The 22,412-nt window shown below is 69.4% G+C and carries 23 protein-coding genes; 8 read left to right on the top strand and 15 right to left on the bottom strand.

Annotation, left to right across the window (positions count from 1 at the left end; translation table 11 throughout):
- Positions 1 to 33: 33 nt before the first annotated feature.
- Positions 34 to 867 (top strand): SAM-dependent methyltransferase, encoded by an 834-nt coding sequence (locus tag ABZ412_RS08040; protein ID WP_357277783.1) that lies wholly within the window; start codon positions 34 to 36, stop codon positions 865 to 867.
- Here ABZ412_RS08040 and ABZ412_RS08035 read toward each other — a convergent pair.
- Together ABZ412_RS08035 and ABZ412_RS08030 are read right to left on the bottom strand one after the other, a co-directional pair.
- A complete protein-coding gene (locus ABZ412_RS08035) occupies positions 864 to 1,289 on the bottom strand; it encodes an SRPBCC family protein (RefSeq protein ID WP_357277780.1) in 426 nt (141 codons plus the stop codon). The genes ABZ412_RS08040 and ABZ412_RS08035 overlap by 4 nt on opposite strands.
- A 59-nt stretch (positions 1,290 to 1,348) precedes the next feature.
- Complete coding sequence (locus ABZ412_RS08030; protein WP_357277778.1) at positions 1,349 to 2,029, bottom strand: TetR/AcrR family transcriptional regulator; 681 nt, start codon at positions 2,027 to 2,029, stop codon at positions 1,349 to 1,351.
- Between the two features lie 114 nt (positions 2,030 to 2,143).
- On the opposite strand from ABZ412_RS08030, the gene ABZ412_RS08025 reads away from it, so the two are divergent.
- Together ABZ412_RS08025 and ABZ412_RS08020 are read left to right on the top strand one after the other, a co-directional pair.
- On the top strand, positions 2,144 to 3,295 hold the full coding sequence (locus tag ABZ412_RS08025; protein ID WP_357277776.1) for a lipase family protein: 1,152 nt from the start codon (positions 2,144 to 2,146) through the stop codon (positions 3,293 to 3,295).
- A 134-nt stretch (positions 3,296 to 3,429) separates the two neighbouring features.
- Positions 3,430 to 3,897 (top strand): anti-sigma factor, encoded by a 468-nt coding sequence (locus ABZ412_RS08020; RefSeq protein ID WP_357277773.1) that lies wholly within the window; start codon positions 3,430 to 3,432, stop codon positions 3,895 to 3,897.
- Here the strand turns inward: ABZ412_RS08020 and ABZ412_RS08015 are convergent.
- Both ABZ412_RS08015 and ABZ412_RS08010 read right to left on the bottom strand, forming a co-directional pair.
- Entirely contained in the window at positions 3,866 to 5,335 is a 1,470-nt protein-coding gene (locus ABZ412_RS08015) for a phosphatase PAP2 family protein (protein ID WP_357277771.1), read from the bottom strand. The two genes, ABZ412_RS08020 and ABZ412_RS08015, sit on opposite strands and share 32 nt — an antisense overlap.
- Positions 5,336 to 5,466: 131 nt before the next feature.
- Positions 5,467 to 5,622 carry a hypothetical protein gene (locus ABZ412_RS08010; protein ID WP_357277768.1) on the bottom strand — a complete coding sequence of 52 codons (156 nt, stop codon included), beginning with the start codon at positions 5,620 to 5,622 and terminating at the stop codon, positions 5,467 to 5,469.
- A 234-nt stretch (positions 5,623 to 5,856) separates the two neighbouring features.
- Here ABZ412_RS08010 and ABZ412_RS08005 point away from each other — a divergent pair, with 234 nt between their 5' ends.
- Positions 5,857 to 6,627 (top strand): RNA polymerase sigma factor SigF, encoded by a 771-nt coding sequence (locus ABZ412_RS08005; RefSeq protein ID WP_357277765.1) that lies wholly within the window; start codon positions 5,857 to 5,859, stop codon positions 6,625 to 6,627.
- Between the two features lie 23 nt (positions 6,628 to 6,650).
- On the opposite strand, the gene ABZ412_RS08000 is transcribed toward ABZ412_RS08005, so the two are convergent.
- The 4 genes from ABZ412_RS08000 to ABZ412_RS07985 are packed head-to-tail and all read right to left on the bottom strand — an operon-like array spanning position 6,651 to position 10,348.
- Positions 6,651 to 7,073 (bottom strand): hypothetical protein, encoded by a 423-nt coding sequence (locus tag ABZ412_RS08000; RefSeq protein ID WP_357277763.1) that lies wholly within the window; start codon positions 7,071 to 7,073, stop codon positions 6,651 to 6,653.
- Between the two features lie 34 nt (positions 7,074 to 7,107).
- Complete coding sequence (locus ABZ412_RS07995) at positions 7,108 to 8,022, bottom strand: DoxX family membrane protein (protein WP_357277760.1); 915 nt, start codon at positions 8,020 to 8,022, stop codon at positions 7,108 to 7,110.
- Positions 8,023 to 8,047: 25 nt separating this feature from the next.
- Positions 8,048 to 10,048: an aconitate hydratase gene (locus ABZ412_RS07990; protein ID WP_357277757.1), complete on the bottom strand. Its 2,001-nt coding sequence runs from the start codon at positions 10,046 to 10,048 to the stop codon at positions 8,048 to 8,050.
- 9 nt (positions 10,049 to 10,057) lie between these two features.
- Entirely contained in the window at positions 10,058 to 10,348 is a 291-nt protein-coding gene (locus tag ABZ412_RS07985; protein WP_357277755.1) for a hypothetical protein, read from the bottom strand.
- A 434-nt stretch (positions 10,349 to 10,782) separates the two neighbouring features.
- On the opposite strand from ABZ412_RS07985, the gene ABZ412_RS07980 reads away from it, so the two are divergent.
- Entirely contained in the window at positions 10,783 to 11,586 is an 804-nt protein-coding gene (locus ABZ412_RS07980) for a hypothetical protein (RefSeq protein ID WP_357277753.1), read from the top strand.
- Positions 11,587 to 11,744: 158 nt separating this feature from the next.
- Positions 11,745 to 11,957, top strand: a complete 213-nt coding sequence (locus tag ABZ412_RS07975; protein ID WP_357277751.1) for a hypothetical protein — start codon at positions 11,745 to 11,747, stop codon at positions 11,955 to 11,957.
- 22 nt (positions 11,958 to 11,979) lie between these two features.
- Here the strand turns inward: ABZ412_RS07975 and ABZ412_RS07970 are convergent, their stop codons facing one another.
- The 4 genes from ABZ412_RS07970 to ABZ412_RS07955 form a co-directional block, all read right to left on the bottom strand.
- The gene (locus tag ABZ412_RS07970; RefSeq protein WP_357277749.1) at positions 11,980 to 12,732 is read right to left on the bottom strand and encodes a lytic transglycosylase domain-containing protein; all 753 of its coding nucleotides are present in this window, start codon (positions 12,730 to 12,732) and stop codon (positions 11,980 to 11,982) included.
- 11 nt (positions 12,733 to 12,743) lie between these two features.
- Positions 12,744 to 13,721 (bottom strand): hypothetical protein, encoded by a 978-nt coding sequence (locus ABZ412_RS07965; protein ID WP_357277746.1) that lies wholly within the window; start codon positions 13,719 to 13,721, stop codon positions 12,744 to 12,746.
- 266 nt (positions 13,722 to 13,987) lie between these two features.
- On the bottom strand, positions 13,988 to 14,260 hold the full coding sequence (locus tag ABZ412_RS07960) for a hypothetical protein (RefSeq protein ID WP_357277744.1): 273 nt from the start codon (positions 14,258 to 14,260) through the stop codon (positions 13,988 to 13,990).
- Positions 14,261 to 14,438: 178 nt separating this feature from the next.
- Positions 14,439 to 15,062: a carbonic anhydrase gene (locus ABZ412_RS07955; RefSeq protein ID WP_357277742.1), complete on the bottom strand. Its 624-nt coding sequence runs from the start codon at positions 15,060 to 15,062 to the stop codon at positions 14,439 to 14,441.
- Between the two features lie 129 nt (positions 15,063 to 15,191).
- Between ABZ412_RS07955 and ABZ412_RS07950 the strand changes: the two genes are divergently transcribed.
- Positions 15,192 to 16,520 carry a deoxyribodipyrimidine photo-lyase gene (locus tag ABZ412_RS07950; protein ID WP_357277739.1) on the top strand — a complete coding sequence of 443 codons (1,329 nt, stop codon included), beginning with the start codon at positions 15,192 to 15,194 and terminating at the stop codon, positions 16,518 to 16,520.
- Between the two features lie 27 nt (positions 16,521 to 16,547).
- Here the strand turns inward: ABZ412_RS07950 and ABZ412_RS07945 are convergent, their stop codons facing one another.
- Positions 16,548 to 17,216, bottom strand: a complete 669-nt coding sequence (locus tag ABZ412_RS07945) for a PAS and ANTAR domain-containing protein (protein ID WP_357277737.1) — start codon at positions 17,214 to 17,216, stop codon at positions 16,548 to 16,550.
- 98 nt (positions 17,217 to 17,314) lie between these two features.
- Between ABZ412_RS07945 and ABZ412_RS07940 the strand changes: the two genes are divergently transcribed.
- Complete coding sequence (locus ABZ412_RS07940) at positions 17,315 to 18,295, top strand: SDR family oxidoreductase (protein ID WP_357277735.1); 981 nt, start codon at positions 17,315 to 17,317, stop codon at positions 18,293 to 18,295.
- On the opposite strand, the gene ABZ412_RS07935 is transcribed toward ABZ412_RS07940, so the two are convergent.
- Positions 18,292 to 19,377, bottom strand: coding sequence for an enolase C-terminal domain-like protein (locus ABZ412_RS07935; protein ID WP_357277732.1), 1,086 nt, complete (start codon positions 19,375 to 19,377; stop codon positions 18,292 to 18,294). The genes ABZ412_RS07940 and ABZ412_RS07935 overlap by 4 nt on opposite strands.
- Positions 19,374 to 22,268, bottom strand: coding sequence for an FAD-binding and (Fe-S)-binding domain-containing protein (locus tag ABZ412_RS07930; protein ID WP_357277730.1), 2,895 nt, complete (start codon positions 22,266 to 22,268; stop codon positions 19,374 to 19,376). The genes ABZ412_RS07935 and ABZ412_RS07930 overlap by 4 nt, the downstream gene beginning before the upstream one ends.
- Positions 22,269 to 22,412 lie beyond the last annotated feature (144 nt).

Raw genomic sequence — 22,412 nt, 5'->3', positions numbered from 1 at the left:
GCCGGAGTGAATCGATTGTCAGGGGAGCGTGAGATGTCCGAGTCAGTGCAGAGTTACCCGAGTGCGGCACCGGTTGGGGTGGACACCACACGCGCCAGCATCGCCCGTGTCTACGACGCCGCGTTGAACGGCAAGGACAATTTCGAAGTCGACCGCGCGGTCCTGGACCAAGTGCGCGAGGTCGCGCCCGGGGTCGCCGAATTGGCCTGGGCGAACCGGGATTTCCTGATCCGCGTATGCCGCTTCCTGGCCAAGGAAGCGGGCATCGACCAGTATCTGGACCTCGGTTCGGGCCTGCCCACCGCCGAGAACACCCACCAGGTCGTGCAGCGCGTGGACCCGGGTGCCTCGGTGGTCTACGTGGACAACGACCCCATGGTGCTGGCGCACGCGCGGGCCCTGCTGGCGGGCAATCCGCGCACCACCATCGTCGAGGCCGACATCTTCCGTCCGTTCGAGGTGGTCAAACATCCCGAAGTCCGTGAGGAACTGGACTTCAGCCGTCCGATCGCGCTGTTCCAGATCGGCACCCTCCATCACTACGCCGCCGACGATGTCGCCGCCGTCATGCGCAGCTACCTGGACGTGCTGCCCTCCGGCTCGTATGTGGCCATCGCCCACTTCCTCGACCCGGAGACCGCCGAATACAGCGACCTGGCGCGCAAGATGGAGGAGAAGTTCGTGCACAGCCCCATGGGTTCGGGCCGCTTCCGCACCCGCGACGAGATCCAGGCCCTGTTCGGCAATCTCACCATGATCGAACCCGGCCTGGTCCTGTGCGACGAATGGTGGCCCGACGGCCCGCAGCTCACGCCGCTGAGCTCGGTCCGCCACTGCATCGCCGGCGGCGTCGGCTTCAAGCCCTAGACGGTCGAGAGGCGGTCGGCGAGGATGCCCGCGCGGGCCAGCTGGACCTTGCGGGCCTGGCCGGAGGCGAAGGCCATGAGGCCGAACGGGGTTCGCAGGCGCAGCTCGTCGTCGACGCGGGTGCCCTCGGCGGTCGGGGTGAGGTCGAAGCGGTAGCCCATGCGGACGCCGCCGGGGCTGTCGACCTCGCCCCACACCGCGCTGCCGGGGGTGCCGAGCAGGGCGACGCGAATGCGGTTGTCGTGCTTCAGACCCAGGAAGCGGAAGCGTTCGACGGCGAGGTAGGAGCCCTCCTGGACGTCCTCGACGGCGACGACCAGCGGGGAGAGTCCGATGTAGTTCTCGGGCCGGATCAGGTGGTCGTAGACGGCCTCGGGGGAGGCGGGGACGGTGAAGGTGTTACGGATGATCTTTTCCGGCATGCCCGCACTCTAGCGGTCACCCGCGGCGGGGGATCGGGGCCGGAACCGGTCGTGCGGCATCACGATTCGGCGGGGCCGGTCTGGGCCAGCAGGCCGTCGACGCAGGCTCGCAGGCCCTGGCCGTAGGTGTCGCGGGCGGCGAGGGCGGGCCAGCGTTCGCCGATCGCGGCCAGGTGGGGAACGCGGTCGGGGTCGAGATCGCCGAAGGCGGTTCGGCCGGAAGCGTCGGGGCTGCCGCGGCGCTGGGAGTGGGTGCGGACCAGGATCTCGCCGACGGTGTAGTACCAGATCGAGCGGAAGATGTAGGCGGCCTGCTCGGGAGTGCGGCCGCTGGATTCGGCGGCCGCGAGGATGGATTCGACGGTCCACAGCGCGGATTCGTCGAGCAGCCCGACGAAACCGTCCACGGTGAGGACTTCCGCGGCCCAGGGCCAGCTCGCCAGCAGGTCGTGCATGGCGGTGGCGGCCGCGACGATCCGGTCGCGTGGATCCGGGGGCAGCTCCGGGCGTTCGGTTTGCTCGGCGTAGTGGTTGAGTAGCAGGACCAGCAGATCCTCCTTGTCCTGGACGTGGCGGTAGACCGTGGTCGCGCCGATTCCGGCCTCGGCGGCCAGGCCGCGAATGGTGAGCCGCTCCCAGCCGTCGCGGTCGATCAACCGGCGGGCCGCGGTCAGGATCTCCGTGCGGGACGTGACGGGCGGTCGGCCGGTGCGGCCGGAGGAGGCGGTCGGTCGGGGCATGTCTGCCATCATGCCCTGTTCCGCTCTCGACAGCGTGACCTGCGGATGCTACTTTCGGAACGTGTTCGCAAAGTCGTCGGCGAGCGTCGGCGACTCATCTCGGAGGAGCTTCCCGTGCGATACCTCATCCTGGCGGCGATCGCCGCCCTGTCCTCGGCCGCGGCGACCGGATCGGCTGTGGCGCAACCGGACACCGGAGGAGCGCCGGGCGCGGTGGTGTCGTCACGGCCACTGAACGCCGGCGAGCTGATTCCCGGCGCGGCGAGCGGGTATCGCATCACATACCGGACGACGGGCCAGAACGGCGAGCCGGAGGTGAGCGGCGGCACGATCTACGTGCCCGAAGGCGCGACCCCGGCGAGTGGTCGGCCGGTGGTGTCGTGGGCCCACGGGACCAGCGGCATGACGGTCGGCTGCGCGCCCACCATCAACGGCGGCATGGCGGACAAGTTCGACGAGACACCGCAGCTGTCAACGTATCTGGCGCACGGCTACGTGGTGGCCGCGAGCGACTACATCGGCCTGGGCGCGGACGGCGTCTACGAGTATCTGGCCGGGCGCGCGGCGGGCCACGCGGTTCTCGACATCGTGCGCGCGGGCCACGCCGTGGATGCCGGGCTGTCCGAATCCTTCGTGCTGGCCGGGCATTCCATCGGCGGGCAGTCGGTGCTCGCCGCGGCCGGGATGTCCACGGGCTACGCGCCGGAACTCGATCTGCGCGGCACCCTCGCCTACGCGCCGACCAGCAATGTCGAGGACATCATCGCCCTGCTGAGCCGTCCGGGCGTGCCCGTGCTCCCCGGACTCGACGGCCTGCACGCCCGGCTCGTCATGATCCTCGCGGGCCTCGACCACGCCCGCCCCGACCTCGGCGTCCCCGGCTACCTGTCGCCGCACGGCCACGAGGTTCTCGCCATCGCCCGAGCCGGAAACGATTGCGTGAGTTCGCTGGAAGCGGCCGTCGCGGGCAGGTCCGTCGGCGAGCTGTTCACCACATCCCTGCCCGACCCGGTGATTTCGGCGCTGCGCGACTACTTGTCGGTGCCCGCCGTGGGATATCGCGCTCCGGTGGTCCTGCTGCAGGGTGGATCCGACACCGTCCAGCCGGTCCCGACCACCGTGCTGTTGCAGCAGCAGCTCCAATCGGCCGGTACCGACAGTCAACTGGTGCTGTACGCCCCGGCCACTCACTTCACGATCCTGAAGCTCGGCGACCCCGAGGCGCAGACCTTCCTGGCGCGCGTGCTCCCGCATCGTCAATCCTGATAGTCAGGGAACGATCGGCGCGAAATTCTTTTCCATCCCGTGACTCTTATCGGTTTCCCTCCGACATTATCGGGTAAGCGAACGATGACAGCGACAAAGATCGCTACGGGGGGTGAATGGGGTGGTGAGTGATGATGGAACCGCCACAAGGTGATGGCAAGGCGCGCATAGGCACCGAGAGCTTGGCCCGGGAGTCACCGCCACTGTCGGGTGACGTGGGTGTGCGGGTGCACGCCGACGCCGGGCACCTGGAAATGCTGCGCGCGGTAGCCGAGACCATCATGCTCACAGCCGATTTCACCATCGACGTGGCCATCGATATGCGCGTCGCACTGGATCAAGTGGCCACTACGCTGATCGTCGCCGCCGTCCCCGGGGCCGTTCTCGACTGCGAATTCCGGTACGACCGGCTGTGCATCCGGATTCGTGTGACATCGGTGGTCGGCAGCGGCGGCGGACTGATCGAGCACAGTTTCGGCTGGCATTTCGTGGAATCCCTGACCGATTCGATCACGGTGGATGCCGACGAATTCGACGTCGTACAGCGCGGATACCCGGTGGTCGTGGAATTCACCCGGTTCCGAGGCGCGCAGCCGGTATGAGGCGATAGACCGTGAGGCGCCCGGCCACCGTCATGTGGATCCGGGTGGCCGTGCCGATCACCTCACCGTCGGCGGCGAGGGGTTCGCGGGAGGCGAGCCGGACGGTCAGCTCGGGTCGGCGGCATTCGCCGTAGAGGCGGGTGCGCCCCACGGCGGCGAGCCCGGCCGCCAGCACGATCCGGACACGGGACCACGGCCGGTCGGCGCGGAGCCATCGGACGTCGAGCAGCCCCGCGGCGAGATGGTCGCGAACGGCCGGGGTGGAACGCCGCGGATGATAGGAACCGTTGCCGAAGAACAGGACCCACACCCGACGGCGGTCGCCGTCGACCTCCACCGTGAGGGGCCGGGCCCGGCGCACCGCGGCCACCGACGCGGTCGCGAAGGCGAGCCGCCGCCCCCATCGCGACCGCCATTTCCGCCGCAGCCGCACCATCTCCGGGTAGGCGCCCACACTCGCCACGTTGAGCACGTGCCGGGTGCGCTGTCCGTCCTCGTCGTCGAAGCGGACGCGCGCGACGTCGACGTCCACGGCATCGCCGGATTCGACGGCCGCGGCCGCCTCGGCCGTGTCGCGGACACCCAGATCGCGGGCGAAATGATTGCGCGTGCCCGTGGGAAACACCGCCAGTGGCAGACCACGCCGCAGGGCGACCGTGGCCGCCGCGGCGAGCGTGCCGTCGCCGCCCGCGACACCCAGTGCCGTCGGCCGCGGAGTGCAGGCGCGGAACGCCAGTTCCAGTCGCCGGGCGGGATCATCGCCCTGGTCGGTGCGGACCAGGGTCGCCGCCGGCAACAGCGTCGCGAGCTCCTCGCAGGGATCGACAGAAGGATCACCCGCGACCGGGTTGACCAGCACCAGCAGACCGTGCCCGGCGGGCAGCGCGGGCGTGCCCTGATGCCGCTCGCGGGCGGTGGCCCGAACCGGGGCCGGCCACCAGTGCCGGGTGGTCAGGGCGACGGCCGAACCGATCAGCGCGCCCGCGAGCGCATCACTGCCCCAGTGCACGCCGGTGTGCACCCGCGAGTAGGCGACGAGCCCCGCCAGCGGGATGAGACCCGCTGCGGCCCGCGGACTTTCGACCGCGACCGCCGTGGCGAAGGCCGCCGCGGCGGCACTGTGGCCCGAGGGGAACGACGACGAGGCGGGCCGCGGGGCCGATCGCCGATGCGCCGGCAGCAGGTCGGCGGCCGGCCGGCGGCGCGCGATGATCGGCTTGAGACCACCGTTCACGATCGCCTCCGTGGCGGTGAGGGCGGCGACGCCGCGGATCGCGGCCCGCCGGTGCTCGCCGCCGCGGGTTCCCAGAGCGAGTGCGATGACCAGCCAGAGGGCGCCGAAATCAGCGGTGCGGGTCAGCCGCAGCAGGCCCGAATCCAGGGGGGAGGCGGGCAGGCGGGCGACCGCGGCGGTGAGGGCTCGGTCGACGCTGCCCACGCGCTGGAACCGTCGCGCGAGGCCGGTCGTCGGGTACGACAATGGCCCAGCGGACGAATCCGCTGGGCTCACGGTGATGTGTCGGATGAAATGCATGCTGATGCAGGGGAGTTCACCGAGGATGGCCGGGATTACCAGTAATGAGCGCGTCCGCCGATCGGGCGTCCGGCCGCCCCGAGCAGCCAGGCGACCGCGCCGACCACCATCAGGATGACCCCGATGGTGGTGAGGATCGACAGGCCGAAGATAATTCCCAGGATCAGCAATACGAGGCCCAGGATGATCATGGTTATTCCTTTGCGAAGATGGTTGTGATAATCCCGCAGTTCCCGCAGATCCGGCCGTCAAACGTGCTGAAAAACTGGCGTGATGCGCCCGTTTTCGAGATTCGTACTGTGGCAATACGTCTCTGACCAGGTCTATCAGGGAGGTTGTGGTGAACGCCGTGAAAAGATGTTCCCCCGGCGCCCGGTTTGGGTACACCATTGTTATGCAGTTCAGCCGAATACGGGGTGATTCCGATGACGGGTGACAGCTATGACGATATCGAGCCGCTGTTGAAACAGCTTGCCGTCGCCGTGGAAAACGATGCTCCCGAGCGAAAGGCATTGCGCGAGGAGGCGATCGATCGGTGCCTGCCACTGGCCGACCACATCGCGCGCAAATTCTCCGGTCGCGGAGAGGCGTTCGAGGATTTGGTGCAGGTGGCCCGGCTCGGGCTGGTGCAATCCATCGACCGGTTCGACGTCGAGCGCGGGTCGCGGTTCCTGTCCTTCGCGGTGCCCACCATCATGGGTGAGGTCAGACGCTATTTCCGGGACAGCACCTGGGCCGTGCGCGTACCGCGCCGGGTCAAGGAGACCCAGATCCGCCTGGGCGCCGCCGTCGAAACCCTCGCCCAGCGCCTGGGCCGCATGCCCAAGGCGCGCGAACTGGCCGCCGAACTGAAGGTGGACCAGTCCGAACTGACCCAGGCCTTGCTGGCCTCCAACGCCTACCAGAGCTCCTCGCTGGAAGCCGCGTGCCCCGACGACGGGGAGAACACGCCGCTGGCCATGCTGGACGCGCTGGGGGCCGAGGAGACCGGCTACGAATACGTCGACCAGTACCTCGCCGTCGGCCCGCTGATCGCGGAACTGCCCGAGCGGGAGCGGCGCGTGCTGACCATGCGCTTCTTCGACTCGATGACCCAGTACCAGATCGCGCAGCGGCTGGGGGTCTCGCAGATGCAGGTGTCGCGCATCCTGGCGAAGACCCTCGGCCGGCTACGCGCCGAGGCGCTGGCCATCTGAGCGCCGAGGCGCGGGCCATCTGATCAGAATCCCGCCAGGCCCGAGGCCAGATCCGGCATCCGGATCGCCTGCACCGCCGCGTCCCGCACATCCGGGCACGCGGCGGTGGTGGTCTGGTCGATGACCGAGCGATTGCGCATCACGGCGATGTTCACGCCATTGTTGCGCAACGCCCAATCCTGCACGGTGACATTGAATTTCAGCCGCGCCTCGATGGGATCCTCCGCGCGCCACTTCTCGACCTCGGGTCGGATCATGTCGCACAACTGCTTGGCGGCGTTCGCGGAGATGGTCGGCGATCCGGAGTCCTTCGGCGATCCGGAGTCCTGATGCGGCGAACCGGTTCCCGGCACGCCGGGCTCGGTGCTGTTCGAGCAGCCCACGGCGAGCGCGGCCGCCGTCACGACCACGCCCAGCCAGCGGGCGAGTGAATGCTGAGATGCCATGACGGCGGGCTCCTTCCAGTGCGCCCGGTCGCTGTCAGTGTGCCCGGTCGGCGGCGGTGCGGGCCGCGTCCGCGAGCCGCTCACCGCGCCGCTTGGCCTTCGCGGCGAGGTGACCGCCCTGATCGCGGGCGGTGTCGAGAAGCTGGCCGCCGCGGTCGGCGGCGACATCGCCCCATTGTGCGCCCAGTTCCCTGGCCGAATCGGTCAGCTGAGCGCCGCGATGGTGCACGACATCGGCCAGTCGTTCACCGCGATCGTGCAGTGCCGCAACGAGTTCGGGTCCGTGTTCGCGAGCGGATTCCGCGAGCTGTGTGCCGCGGTGCTGGGCGATATCGGCCAGTCGCTCGCCGCGGTCGTGCAGTGCCGCGGCCAGTTCGGGTCCGCGTTCGCGGGCGGTCTCCGCCAGGTGTTCACCGCGGGTTCGCACCGCCGCGGCGAGTTCGGGTCCGTGGACCTTCGCGGCGTCGGCGAGCCGGTTGGGGGCGGAGTCGTCGGCCTGGAGCTTCTCCAGGGCCCGGCGGCCACGCCAGCCGAGTGAGGGTTTGCCTTGCCGGTCGGTCGAGGCGATGAGCAACCCGCCGAGCAGGCTCACATCCTTGAGCAGCGCGTTGCGTCGGGCCGAACGCCGTTCGGGGTCCTCCTCGGTCCAGAACCCCGGTTCGGTCAGGGCCGACGGGATCACGGTCGCGGCGAGCACGGCGGTGGACAACCGGGGCAACTTGCCCAGGGCCAGCAGCGCACCGCCGCCGACACGGACCGCCGCGTTGATCCGGACCAGCGTGGCCGGATCGTCGGGCAGATAGGCCGCGAGCTTGGCCGGCAACCGCTGCTCGCCCCGCCGCACCGCCTCGGTCGCGGTCTTGATCCGGGAATCGGGATGGGTGAGCGTGTCGATTCCGTCGGCGACGAAAGCGGTCGCCAGCAGGGGGTGGGCAATACGTCGCAGCATGGTGATTCCTTTCCGGAAGGCTGTCTCAGCAGGCGCTGATGTCGTCGCTGTTCCCGGCGTCCTCGTCCTCAAACGCGAGGCCGCGCGCCGCCAGCCGGGGGATGAGGCCTCCGGCCAGGACGTCTCGCACCTGACGTGGCGAAAGCCGGTGTCGCACGGTGAAAGTGGATTCCTTGCTCATATCGAGCACCTCGAGCGTGGTGACGCGGGCGATGGCGTGCAGATCGAGCAGTCCCAGCACGTCATCGCGGTCGATGCGGTCGTAGTCGGCGGGATCCTCGAATTCGAGGGCCAGGACGCCGAAGTTGGCCAGGTTCTGCCAATGGATACGGGCGAAGGATTTGGCGATGACCACCCGCAGACCGAGGTAGCGGGGCGTGATCGCCGCGTGCTCGCGCGAGGACCCCTGACCGTAGTTCTCGCCCGCGACGACGAAGTGTCCGGTATCGGAAACCCGCTGCGCCCGTTCGGGATAGGTCTCGTCGATCGGGGTGAAGGCGAACATCGCCAGCTTGGGAATATTGGATCGGTACGGCAGGGCGCGGGCTCCGGCGGGGGAGATGGCGTCGGTGGAGATATCGTCGCCGAGCTTCAACAGCACCGGCCCGACGATCCGATCCGGCAGCGGCGTCAGCTCGGGCAGGCTGGAGATATTGGGCCCCTTCACCGGCCGCACCAGCCGTGCCCGCTCCGGCTCGAGCGGGGGAACCAGCATCGCCGTATTGACCGAGGCCCGCACGGGCAGTTCGAGTTTCGGGTAGTCCATGCCGACCGTACGCGCCCACTCCCGCGGATCGGTGATCACGCCGGTGAGCGCGGAAGCGGCCGCCGTCTCGGGCGAGCACAGCCAGACCGAGTCCTCCCTGGTGCCCGAGCGGCCCGGGAAGTTGCGCGGCATGGTCCGCAGCGAATTGCGGCCGGCGGCGGGGGCCTGGCCCATGCCGATACACCCCAGGCACCCGGCCTGGTGGATGCGCGCACCCGCCTCGACCAGGTCGGTGACCGCACCCATCCGGGTCAGATCCGTGAGGATCTCCCGCGACGTGGGGTTCACGTCGAGACTCACCTGCGGAACGGTCTGCCGTCCGGCCACCATGGCCGCCGCCATGGCGAAATCACGCAGGCCCGGATTGGCGCTGGACCCGATCACCGCCTGTGTGATCGCGGTGCCCGCCACCTCGCGCACCGGCACCACCGCGCCCGGCGACGACGGTTTCGCGATGAGGGGTTCGAGCGTGGACAGGTCGATGGTCTCCTCGATGTCGTACTCGGCGCCGGGGCCGGCGGCCAGCTCGACCCAGTCGCCCTCGCGGCCCTCCGCGCGCAGGAACGCGCGGACGGCCTCGTCGCTCGGGAAAACCGTGGTCGTGGCGCCGAGTTCGGCGCCCATGTTCGCGATCACATGCCGGTCCATCGCGGACAGTCCCGCCAGGCCCGGCCCGTGGTATTCGATGATGCGCTCGATCCCGCCGCTGACGCCGTGGCGGCGCAGCATTTCCAGGATCACGTCCTTGGCCGAACACCACTGCGGCAGTTCGCCTTCGAGTCGAACGCCCCAGATCTTCGGCATCCGCAGGTGCAGCGGCTGACCCGAGATGGCCAGCGCCACTTCCAATCCGCCCACGCCGATGGCGAGCATGCCCAGCGAACCCGCCGCCGGCGTGTGCGAATCGGATCCGGCGAGCGTCTTGCCCGGGACCCCGAAACGCTGCATATGGGTGGGGTGGGAGACGCCGTTTCCCGCCTTGGAGAACCACAGGCCGAAGCGCTGGGCGGCCGTGCGGAGATACTCGTGGTCCTCGGCGTTCTTCTCGTCGGTCTGCAACAGATTGTGGTCGACGTACTGGACACTCACCTCGGTGCGTGAGCGATCGAGGGCCAAGGCCTCGAGCTCCTGCATCACCACGGTGCCGGTGGCGTCCTGGGTCAGCGTCTGATCGATCCGAATCGCGATCTCGGTGCCCGGCGTCATCGCACCCGCCACCAGATGCGAGGCGATCAGTGTGCGCGCCAGATTGCCGGACATGGCGATCGATCAGCTGTTGGCGGCCTGGGGTCCGACGACGAAGGTGGCATTGCCCGTGGCGTCCAGGCCCGCGTCGAGGATCTTGTCATCGAAGAACTCCGCGGACCGGCGGTCCATGTAGACCCGCGCGCCCTCCGCGGTCAATACCTCGTCATCCTCGGACGGCCCCTCCGCGACCGCGAGCCGAAAGCTTTCGGCGTCATCCGGCGTGGTGATCCGTAGTCCGGCGTCGCGCGGGGCGCCTTCCCCGGACGTGATACCGCGTACCGCCTCGACGGCAGTGGGGGTGAGCATCAGCATAAGGTCTTCCTTCCGCTGTCGTGAGCGCCGGACGGACTGCCGGCAGTCGGTCGAGTAACCCGATATGCGGGACCGAAACGTGCGAGCGGTGGCAGCGGATCAGGAATCGGCGCCGGCGGCACGGGCGGTGGATGCGGATCAGGTGGCCGGGGGATCGGTGGGCCCGGTGAGGGCAGGGGTGCCGGCGGCTCGGGCTCGGGGATGGGTTCCCCCGGCTCCAACGGTGGGACCGGTTCCGGCGGTCGCACCGGAGGAACCGGGGCACCGTCCGACTCGATACCGGATCGGACGCTCAGGGGTTCCATACCGCTCGCTTACCCCGACAATCGCGATGTATTCGGTTCCGGGCATGGTCGTGGAGATGATGGCGATCATGGATGATTCGTCCGATAATCCGACCAAGCGCCCATTTTCGGCAGGAGGCCGGTGCGGACATGACCACGAAAATTTCTCGGCGCCGCACCGTCCTCGCGATGGTCGTGATCCCGGCGGCGGCCGGGCTGGTGGGCTGTTCCGGCGGGGGTGGGCCCGCCGCCACCACGACGGCCGCGCCGGGCAGTGCGTCCACGACCGCCGCTCCGGGCAGTTCCGCACCGGGGACCTCGGGGCCGGCCGCCACGACGACACCCGCGGCCGCGGAGTTCCCGTATCAACCGCTGTGGCCGTTCCGCGACAGCGCCGAAGCCGCGGCCTGGCAGCGGGACGCCGGGTCCGGGCATCAACCCTGGCATCTCGATCCCGCCGCCACCGCGCAGTCCTTCACCCAGCACTACCTCGGGTTCTCGAGCGTGGACAAGATCGTGAAGGTGGCCACCGACGGGGACCAGTCGCGGGTCAGCGTCGGTTTCGACAATCCGAACGGTGTGCCTGTCATAGCGGCCGTCGTGCATCTGGCCCGGATGGGGCACGGTGACACCGCGCCGTGGGAGGTCGTCGGCACCGACGACACCACATTCCATCTGACCACGCCGCGCTACGGCAGCGCGGTCTCGTCGCCGGTGGCCGTGGGCGGCACCATTACCGGTGTGGACGAGAGCATTCGGGTCCGGATCCTGCGCGCGGATCGGGATCAGCCCGTCGGTGGATCCGCTCCGATTCCCGCGGGCGGTACCGGATCGCCCTGGAGTGCGACGGTGTCCGTTTCGGATGCCTGTCCGGCCACGCTCACCATCGTCGCGGCGACCGGGGGACACGTCGCCGACGTCGAACGGTTCGCCATCACAGGCGTTCGCTGCTGAGTCGCTACGAAATTTGCTGTCGGAGAACTGGACTCACGGAACTATTCGGGCGGCGATGTGCCACCGGGGCCGACTTTGCGTGCCTAAGTTGATCTTTCGCGCCACATTCTCGAGGCGGGTGCATCAGAATTGGTGGACCCTCTTCGAAAGGTTGACTCGTGCCCAAGCACTTGATCACGGTGGCGGCGATAGCGATGGTGGCGGCGGCGATCACGGGATGCGGCGATCACCGCAGCACCCCACTGGTCCCGCCGTCCCCGACCAGCGCGGTACCCGTCCTCGGCGGTGGTCGCTTGCCGGATGTGATCGACATGCCCACGACGACCCCGTCCTCGAACGGCCGGACCACTACCACCGCCAAGGCCGGCTGACGGTTCCGTTCCGGTCGCTCGGCTACTTCTGGTAGCCGAGCGCGGTGCTGCGCACTTGATCGACGTACACGGCGGAGTGGTTGTACGCCAGGATGGCCTGCCGCCAGCCGTGAGCCGTGGCCAGATCGCCTCCCGCCGCGCACAGGTATCGACCGGCCGCGAGGGCCGCGTCGTCGATATTGTCCGGACTGCCCGAAAGGTCGCCGGTGGCAGCCGGTTTGCCGGCCTTCAGCATGGGGGCGAGGGTGTTGTAGCCGGCGGCCGCGTGGACGCCCCAGCGGTTCCAGGTGTCGGGGATGAACTGGAACGGGCCCATCGCGCGCGCGTACACCGTATGACCGGCTCGGGTGGTGGCATGGAGGTCGGTGATCCGCGCATTGCCCCCGGTGCCGTCCAACGCGATCCCTCGGATCGGTGGGCGCACCGATCCGTCGGTGGCGATGGTCGCGCCGCCGAAACGGGCGTGATTGCTTTCCACGCGGGCGATACCGGCCAGCGTCACCCAGCCGAGATGGCAACCGGGCTGGGCCTTCGACATGACCACCGTCGCATAGCCGTACGCCTGCAGGGCTCGCATCGGGATGCCGCTCGTTTCGGAACGCGCACGCGCCCACTCGCGGAGCTGGTCGAGCGGCGACTCGGCCGCGTCGAGGCGAATCGCCGGGATCGACTCGGTCGCGCGCGGCGGCAGCGGATCGGGAGTTCCGTCGGGGGCGCCGCAGCCCGCGAGGATCGCGGCGGCCGCGGCCACCAGCAGCGCCGGACGCGCTGTCATCGCCATCGGTGCTACTTGGCCGGGACGGGCTTGGGCGTGGTCGGAGCCACCGTGGTGGTCGTCGGCGTCGGCCGGTGCGTCGTGGTCGGCGGTTGCGCGACCGTCGGACGGGCCGAGGACGGAACCGGCTTGGGCGCGGTCGTTTTGGTGACCGTGGTCGACGTCGGGGTGTGGCGCGGTGTCGTCGGCTTGCCGGACGGGGTGGTCGTGCGGACCGTGGTAGGGGTGGTCGTCGTCCCCTTGGCGGGTGTCGGGGTGGGTGCGACCGTGGTGGTCGTCGTCGCAGGAACCGGGGTGGTGGTTGTCGCCGCGGTAGTGGGGACCGGGGTCGTGGTGGTGGTTGTCGCTACGGCGGCAGGGACCGGGGTCGCGGTGGTGGTTGTCGCCGCGGCGGCAGGGACCGGCGCGGTCGTGGTGGTTGTTGTTGCCGCGACGGGGACCGGCGGCGCCGGGTCTGTGGTCGTGGTGGTCGGCGAAGGGCTCGCGGTCACCGTGGTGAGGCCGGGCGTCAGCGTCGTGACGACGTCGGTCGGCGGGGAGACCTGCGCCGAAATGCCCAGACTCGCACTCACATTCACGTTGATGGTCGGACCCGGCGACGGGCTCGTGGTCGGAGTGTCGATCGTCGTCGTGACCGGCGTGCTGGTTGCGGGGTCGGTGGTGTCGGGGCTCGGCGTCTCGGTCCCGGGCACGTCTCCGCTGTCGGGGGTGTCCGCCACCGGCATGTCGTCCGGCACGGTCCCGTCCTCGGGCGTCTCGGTCACGTCCGCGAGCTCGGTGACCGGCCCGAGCTCGGTGGCCGGGTCCGCCTCGGTGGCCGGGTCCGCCTCGGTGGAGGTATCGGAGACCTTCGACGACGCCACGACCGTGCCCGCCCGTTCGTTCTGCGGCGCATCCGCCGTGATCGCGACCCCGCCGACCGCGAGCGCGATCAACGCCATGGTGGCCGCTGTATTGGGCAGATACCGGCGCGCGTCGCGCATCGTCACCACGAATCCTCCTGGAACATCACCGACCCGGCCGCTGCCAGGACCGGCATATCCTGGAGGCGCCTCGTAGCGCCGAACCCAATGTTCCGGAGCTACAGGATGTTCCACGGGTGAACAGATCGACACACTCGAATGATCAGGTGCGCGAATGCATCTGAATTACGCCTGTTCCACCTTGATCCACCAGTCTTCGCCTCTGAACGATCGAGCCGTGGGAATCGATGCGTGAGCGAAAACCGTGGTGGATTGGGCGCTCTGGGGAATCGCTACCCCGAGGTGGCGTTGTCGCCCTCGCGGGCGGCGGCCACGGCGGCCTGGTGGGCGGCCTCGGCGAGTTCCTTGGAGTCGGCGGGGACGGGGCTGCCCGCCACCGTGTACCACTCGCGGATTTCCTTGTGTTGCACCGTGACCAGTGCGAGATTGTCGGTGTCGGACCAGAAGGTGCGGAGGGTGATCTCACCGTCGAGGGTGCCGGCTTCCTCGGTGCGGATGCCGCCGGGGCCGGTTGTCACGGTGGTGGTCCAGTCGAGCTTTGTCATTGTTGAGCCCTGCTGTATAGGTGTCGGCTATCGCGGGAGAGTGTACGCAGAAATAGGCGGTGCTAATCCGGAAATCGAATGCGGAATAGCGCCGCCTGTTTCCTGCGGTGATTACGGCGAAAGCCTCAGGACCCGTTGGTATTTCAATGCGGAATTGTCGATTTCCGCACGGCCGAACTCAGGGCTGTTCGCCGATATTGCCGATGACCTGGTTGAGGTGGGCGCGGCCGTCGCTGAGCTGGTAGGTGACGCCGGCGATGGCCAGGCGGCCCGCGTCGACGGCCTGCGAGATGATCTGCGAGCGCTCCATGAGAACCCGCGCGGTCTCGGCGACGTGGCGGGCCTCGAGCTCGTCGACGGTGCTCAGGCCCTCGCGGCGGCCCAGCAGGATCGACGGGGTGACGCGCTCGACGAGGCTGCGGATGAACCCGCCGGGCACCGCGCCGCCGTCCAGCGCGTCGAGGGTGGCCTTCACCGCGCCGCAGCTGTCGTGGCCGAGCACCACGATCAGCGGCACGTTGAGGACCTGCACGCCGTACTCGATGGAACCCAGCACCGAGGAGTCGATGACGTGGCCCGCGGTCCGGACCACGAACATGTCGCCGAGGCCCTGGTCGAAAATGATCTCGGCGGCCACCCGGGAGTCACCACAGCCGAACAGGATGGCGGTGGGGTGCTGGCCGGCGACCAGCTCTTCGCGGTGACCGGCGCCCTGCGAGGGGTGGACCTGACTGCCGGACACGAAGCGCTCGTTGCCGTCGCGGAGCGATTTCCAGGCACTGATCGGATTTGAGTGAGGCATATGTCCGATTCTGCACGCTGATCATGATCCGCGTCGACCGGCCCTGCGTTGCGGGGCGGGCGAGCCGGGCCGCCGGACCGTACTGTCGCTTCGATCAGGCAACCATCGATCAGGAGGCGGGGCGCGGGCATGACGACGTCGATCGTGTTGTTCACCAGGGATCTGCGGGTCCACGACAATCCGGCGCTGGCGGCCGCGTGTCGCGAGGACAAGTCGGTGGTTCCCTTGTTCGTTCTGGACACCGACCTGCTGGCTCGGGTCGGGGATGCGGCGAACCGGCTGCGATTCCTGTGCTCGGCGCTGAGCGAGCTCGACGACGAGCTGGGTGCGCGGGGCGGGCGGCTGGTGGTGCGGCACGGACGGGTGGTCGATGAGGTCGGCCGGGCCGCGCGCGAGGTCGGGGCGGACACGGTGCACCTCGCGGCGGACGGCACCCCGTACAGCCGGAGGCGGGAGGACGCGCTGCGGGAACGGCTTTCGTCGGCCGGATGTGAGCTGCGTGTGCACGGCAGCTCGATCACCGCCGTGGATCCCGGTGCGATCCGGCCGGATACCGGGCGCGGGCATTACGCGATCTTCACGCCGTACTTCAACCGTTGGCTGGAGACGCCGCTGCGTCGCCCGGTGCCGCCGCCGGTCACCGTGACGGTCCCCGAGGTGGAGAGCGATGCGATCCCCGGCGCGGCCGATCTCGACGCGGGTCCCGGGTCGCCGCGGCTGGCGGTCGGTGGCGAGACGACTGGTCGAAAACTGCTCGAGCAGTGGTTGTCCGGCCCGGTCCGCCGCTACGAGGACGAGAAGGACATCCCCGCCGCCGACGGCACCTCCCGACTGTCTCCCTACCTGCATTTCGGCTGTCTGTCCGTCACCGAGATCGTGACTCGCACCCCCGCCACCGACCCGGGCGCCCTCGCCTTCCTCCGTCAGCTCGCCTGGCGTGACTTCTACCACCAGGTCCTGGCCGACGAACCCCGCGTCGCCGTGGCCGACTACAAGACCACCTCGGCCGAGCCCTGGCGGTCCGATCCGCGTGGCGTAGCGGCCTGGCAAGCCGGGCGGACCGGTTACCCCATGGTCGACGCGGGCATGCGGCAACTGCTCGCCGAGGGCTGGATGCCGGGCCGGGCCCGATTGATCGCCGCCAGCTTCCTGGTCAAAACCCTCCGCGTGGACTGGCGCATCGGCGCCGAACACTTCGAACGCTGGCTGGTCGACGGCGACGTCGCCAACAACCGGCTGAACTGGCAGTGGATGGCCGGCACCGGCACCGACACCCGCTCCAGCCGCGTCCTCAACCCGCTGCGCCAGGCCGACCGATTCGACCCCGAGGGCGACTACGTCCGCCGCTGGCTACCCGAACTCGCCCAACTGCCCGGCGCCGAGATCCAACGCCCGTGGCGGGCGGGCGTCCTCGCGGCCGACTATCCGCCGCCGATCGTCGAATTCAACGGGATGTGAGCGCGATTCGCCGCGGAGGCCGTGGGTTCACTCGGGGATGCGTTCGTGCACGGTCAGCAGGATGTGGTCGAACGCCGACACGGTGCCGGGCTGCGCGGGCGGAATATTGGGCAGTTCGCGCAGGAGCTGTTCGGCCAGGGCGCGGAGCTTGGTGTTGGTCTCCTGGGACCGCCAGACCAGTAGTTTGAAGGCCTGCTCGTCGTTGATGCGGTACATGCGCATGAGGACGCCCTTGGCCTGCTCGATCACGGCGCGTGCCTCCACCACGCCGGGCATCTGCTGCTCGATGGCCTCGTGCTGGGCGTGAATCAGGGTGCCCTCCAGGTCGATGTAGAACCCCGTGGTGCCGACCGGGCGGCCTTCGTCGAGGATGCGGTCGGCGACCACCATCACGTGGTGCTCGACCCCGTGGGTGTCGATGAATCGGTGGCGGCTCGAGAACGGCTCGCCCAAGGAGACCGAGCGGGTGATCGCCTCGGCGACCTTGCCTCGATCGTCGGGATGTTTGTGGGCGAGAAGGAGTTCGGTGGTGGGTTCGACCTCGCCGGGCGTGTAGCCGTGCATGCGGTACAGCTCGGCGGACCATTCCCAGCGGCGGGTCGCGAACCAGAAGCGGAAACTTCCCGTCCGCGGGCCCGGGTATTTCCCCGCGGCCCAGACGAGTGATTCCGCGGGAAGTTCGGCCGACGACTCCATCACCCCATTATCCGCCTGCTCGCGTTCTTCCGGACGAGGTCGCGGGGGCGATCGCGTGGGGGGCGGTTGTGGGCGGTGCGGGGTGGTATCCGCCCGACATGAAGCCGCATGCGAGCAAGGGACCGAAGGTGGTCGTCGTTACCGGAGCCAGTGCGGGGATCGGGCGGGCCGCGGCGCGGAGGTTCGGTGCGCAAGGAGCGTCGGTCGCGCTGCTGGCGCGTGGGCAGGCCGGTCTCGACGCCGCCGCGGCCGACGTGCGCGACGCGGGCGGGCGGGCCCTGGCCATTCCCGTCGATGTGGCGGACCACGCCGCCGTGGACGCCGCCGCGGCCCGAGCCGAGGCGGAACTGGGTCCCATCGACGTGTGGGTGAATTCGGCGTTCACCTCGGTGTTCGCGCCGTTCTGGGAGATCGATCCACGAGAGTTCCAGCGTGTCACCGAAGTGACGTATCTGGGGTCGGTGCACGGGATACGGGCGGCGCTGGCGCGTATGCGGCCGCGGGATCGGGGTGTGATCGTGCAGGTCGGATCGGCGTTGGGGGAGCGGTCGATTCCCTTGCAGTCGGCGTACTGCGGGGGCAAGCACGCGGTGAACGGCGTCGTCGAGGCCGTCCGGGTGGAGCTGATGCACGAGCACAGCAATGTGCACATCACCATCGTGCAGGCGCCCGCGGTGAACACCCCGCAGTTCTCGTGGGTGCGGTCGCGGCTGCCGCGCACCCCGCAGCCGGTGCCGCCGATCTATCAACCGGAGGTGGTCGCGGGTGCCATCGTCATCGCGGCCGGACATCCACGGCACAAGCACTATTGGGTCGGCGCGAGCACGGTCGGCACGCTGATCGCTCAGCGGCTGGCTCCCGCCGTGCTGGACCGGTATCTGGCCCACACCGGATTCGACAGCCAGCAGACCGACCGTCCGGCCCGGGAACGGGCGGACAATCTCTGGGCCCCGTTGGACCACGCCGACGGCCACGACTACGGCGCGCACGGCGAATTCGATCAGCGCGCCCACCCGCACAGCGCGCAGACGTGGCTGATGCGCAAGCTGTTGTCGATCGGTCGATCCAGCGGAATCTAGATCCGGTACGGCGCAGCGCGTTCCGACAGACGCATTCCGTGCCCATAGGGATCTGCCTCGGCGCCGCGTGGCGCGATGCAGCCCGCCACGACCTCCGGCGCCCCGGTCACGAGTAGTGGTTCCAGCCGGGCATGGTCGACGAACCATTCGATGTGCCGCAGCCTCGGCACCGCCGCGGCGATGCCCGCGTGCAGGGCGGGAGCGCAATGTGCCGAGATGTCACGGTGTTCGGAGGCGGCGATGGCGGCGGCGCGTAGGAATCCGGTGTAGCCACCGCAGCGGGTGATGTCGAGTTGCAGGCAGTCGACCACGTCGATGAGACGTTCGGCCTCGTACGCGCTGTAGACGTATTCGCCCGCGGTGACATCGCAGCCGACGGCATCGCGCACCGCGCGCAGTCCCGGCAGGTCGTCGCTGGTGACGGGTTCCTCGAACCAGACGACGCCGAGCCGGTCGAGTTCGGTGCCGACCCGGCGGGCCTGGCCCGGCGTGTACGCGCCGTTCGCGTCCACCATGATGTCGATCCGGCTTCCGGCGAGCCTGCGCACCAGGGCGATTCGCTCGAGATCGCGCTCGGCGTCCACCCCGATCTTGATCTTGACGGCCGCGCAGCCCGCGGCCTGCCAGCCGGCCACCTGCTCGGCGAGCTGCTCGTCGGTGAGGTTGACGAAGCCGCCCGACCCGTAGACGGGCGTGGCTCGGCCGCCGGAACAGAACAGGGTGGCGAGCGGCACGCGCAGCAGCCGGGCCGTGAGGTCCCACAGGGCGATGTCCACGGCGCTCAGCGCATGTCCGACGACTCCGGGCGTTCCGACATTGCGGCAGGCGCGCCGCAGCCGCCGCCAGGTGTCGGTGACATGGCTGGGTGAGGTGCCCGACAGCAACGACGCCAGTTCACATTCGACCACCGTCGCCGCCGCCGGGGAGCTGTAGGTCCAGCCCAGCCCTGTTTCCCGCCCGGCCCGGATCGAGACGACGACCGCGGTGGTCGCGTCCCACGAGAGTGTTCCGTCCGCTTCGGTCTGCGGGGTCGGGAATCGATAGATCTCCACGGTGACGTCGTCGATGGGCGGGGTGGTCACCGGGATTCACCTCGGATCGCGGCCGCGAGCAGCTCGGCCGCGTGCCGCGGTCGCGCATCGGGCAGGAGATCGCGGATCTGGGTGCGGCAACTGAACCCGTCCGCGACGACGAGCGAATCGGCGCAACGGGCCCGCAGCGCAGGCAGCAACGCGTCCTCTGCGCAAGCGACGGACACTTCGTAGTGCCCCCGCTCGAAGCCGAAATTGCCTGCGAGACCGCAGCATCCGGCATCGAGGACGTCGACCTCGGCGCCGGTGGCGGTGAGCAGCTCCCGATCCCGGTCGAAGTGCAGAATCGCATGGTGGTGGCAGTGCGGCTGCACCACGGCGGAACCGCCGATCCGCGGAGGCGACCAGTCGGGAGCGCGTTCGGCGAGCAGCTCGGCCAGCGTGCGGGTCTGCTCGGCCAGGCGGTGGGCGTCCTCGTCGCCGTGCAGCAGCTCGGGCAGGTCCGACCGGAATACCGCCGCGCAGCTGGGCTCGAGCACGACGACCGGAATGCTCTCGCGCAGTGCGGGTTCCAGAATGCGCAGGGTGCGCCGCAAGATGCGGCGGGCCGTCGGCAGCTGGCCGGTGGATATCCAGGTCAGGCCGCAGCACACGGTCCGGTCCGGGATCTCGACATGGAATCCCGCGGCGGTGAGCACCTCCGCCGCGGCCTGCGCGATCGCGGGTTCGAAGTTGTTGGTGAAGGTGTCCGGCCACAGCAGCACACGGCCGCGGTACGCCGCGGCGAGACCGTCCGAACCGGTGAATGTCTCGGTGAACCGGTGGCGGGCGAAGCGGGGGAGCTGCCGTCGCGGATCCACCCCGCCCGCGCGGGCGATCACCCCACGAAGTCCGGGGGCGTGGGTCAATGCGTTGACGACCGGCGCGACGGGCGCGGCCAGCCTGGCCCACAGCGGAATCCATCCCATCGAGTAGTGGGCGATCGGCCGCAGCCGGCGGTGGTAGTGATGGGACAGGAACTCCGCCTTGTAGGTCGCCATGTCCACGTCGACCGGGCAGTCGCTGCGACACCCCTTGCAGGCCAGGCACAGATCGAGAGCGTCGCGCACCTCGGTCGAGCGCCAGCCCTCGGTGATGACGTCGCCCTCGAGCATCTCGAACAGCAGACGGGCCCGGCCGCGGGTCGAATGCTGCTCCTCGCGGGTGGCCCGGTAGCTGGGGCACATGACGCCGCCGCTGTCGCCGCGGCATTTGCCCACGCCGACACAGCGATTGGCGGCATGGCTGAATCGGAATCCGTCGTCGGGAAAAGCGAAATGCGTCGCGGGTTCCCACGGCCGATAGTTCACGCCTTGGCGCAGATCGCCGTCCAACGGTCGTGGCTGGACGATCTTTCCCGGGTTCATCCGGTTGTGTGGATCGAACAGGTGCTTCAGCTCGCCGAACGCCTCGACCACTGTGTCGCCGAACATGATGCGCAGCAGCTCGGCGCGTGACTGCCCGTCACCGTGCTCACCCGACAGCGAACCGCCGTAATCGGTCACCAGATGAGCGCTGCGCGTGACGAATTCGCGATAACGGGCGATACCGTCGGCGGTGCGTAGATCGAAGGGGATGCGGGTGTGCACGCAGCCCTGGCCGAAATGGCCGTAGAGCGAGCTGGATTCGTAGTCGAACACCGTCAGCAGCCGCTCGAAGTCGCGCAGATAGTCGCCGAGCCGCTCGGGCGGCACCGCCGCGTCCTCCCAGCCCTCGTGCGTCTCGCGGCCGCCGGGCGGATACGCGGTGGCGCCGAGCCCGGCCTCGCGCGCCGCCCACAGCTCGGCTTCCCGCTCGGGCTCGTCGACCAGGGCGGCGCTCGCGCCGGTGTGGTGCGTGACGGCGCGGATCATCCGGTGGGCCGCGTGATCGGCCTCGTCGGGGCTGTCGCCGTCGAATTGCACCATCAGCCAGGCGTTTCCGTCCGGCAGCCGCCGGATCGCCGGCTCGGCGAGGTGCCGGCTGTGCTCGAGCTGGACGAGCCGCTCGTCCAAACCCTCCAGGGCGGCCGGGTGATGCTCGAGCACCTCGGGCACCGCGTCGGCGGCGGCGAACACATCGGGGAAGCCCAGCACCACGAGCGCTTTGGCGGCGGGGACCGGGACCAGGTCGAGCTCGGCGCGCAGTACCGTCACCAGAGTGCTCTCACTGCCCACCAGCAGTGTGGCCGCGTCGGGACCGCGTTCCGGCAGCAGCGCGTCGAGGTTGTAGCCCGAAACCCGCCGGGGGATGCGCGGATAGGCGCGGCGGATGTCGTCGGCGTGGCGTTCGGTCAGATCGCGCAATCCGTCGCGCAGCGGGTCGGTGAGTCCGGCCATCCCGGGGCCGACCCACATCCGGGTGCCGTCATAGGCGAGCACCTCGAGCCTGCGCACCGAATCGGCCATCTTCCCGTAGGCCTGTGCGGTGGAACCGCACGAATTGTTGCCGATCATCCCGCCGATGGTGCAGCTGACGTGGGTCGCCGGTTTCGGCCCCACCATGAGGTCGTAGGGCCCCAGCTCGGTGTTGAGGGCATCGAGGGCGATGCCCGGTTCGGCAACCACGGTCCGCGCTTCGGCGTCGAGATCGGTGACCCGGTGGCAGTACTTGCTCCAGTCCAGCACGACCGCCGCGTTGCAGCATTGACCCGCCAGACTGGTGCCGCCGCCCCGCGACAGAACGGGCATATCGTGCGCACGACACACCGCCAGCGCGGCCTCGGCATCCTCGGGCGTGCGGGGCACGACCACGCCCAGCGGCAGCGCCCGATAGTTGGACGCGTCGGTGGAGTACGCCGCCCGCGATCCCGGATCGAAGCGCACCTCCCCGGCGACGGCGCGTCGCAGATCGGCGGCGACTGCCTCCAGGGGCAGCCGCGTGCGTTGTCGGGCTCGGTGCTGTCGATCGGATCCAGCCGTCATCGGCGTGCCTCCACTCCGGTGGTCACCTGCGGTTTTCGGTTCTCCCGTCGCGAATACCCGCTGTGCCCGACTGATCACATGCCGATTGGGGTGCGGGTTCACGGGTACTCGGGCGCTGTTCGCGGAGATCCGGCACAGGGACAG

Origin of the sequence: Nocardia sp. NPDC005746 (assembly GCF_040630785.1) — a bacterium.
Taxonomy (GTDB): Bacteria; Actinomycetota; Actinomycetes; order Mycobacteriales; family Mycobacteriaceae; genus Nocardia.
The sequence above is the reverse complement of the archived record's forward strand: the minus strand, read 5'-3'. Positions and strand labels throughout refer to the sequence as shown.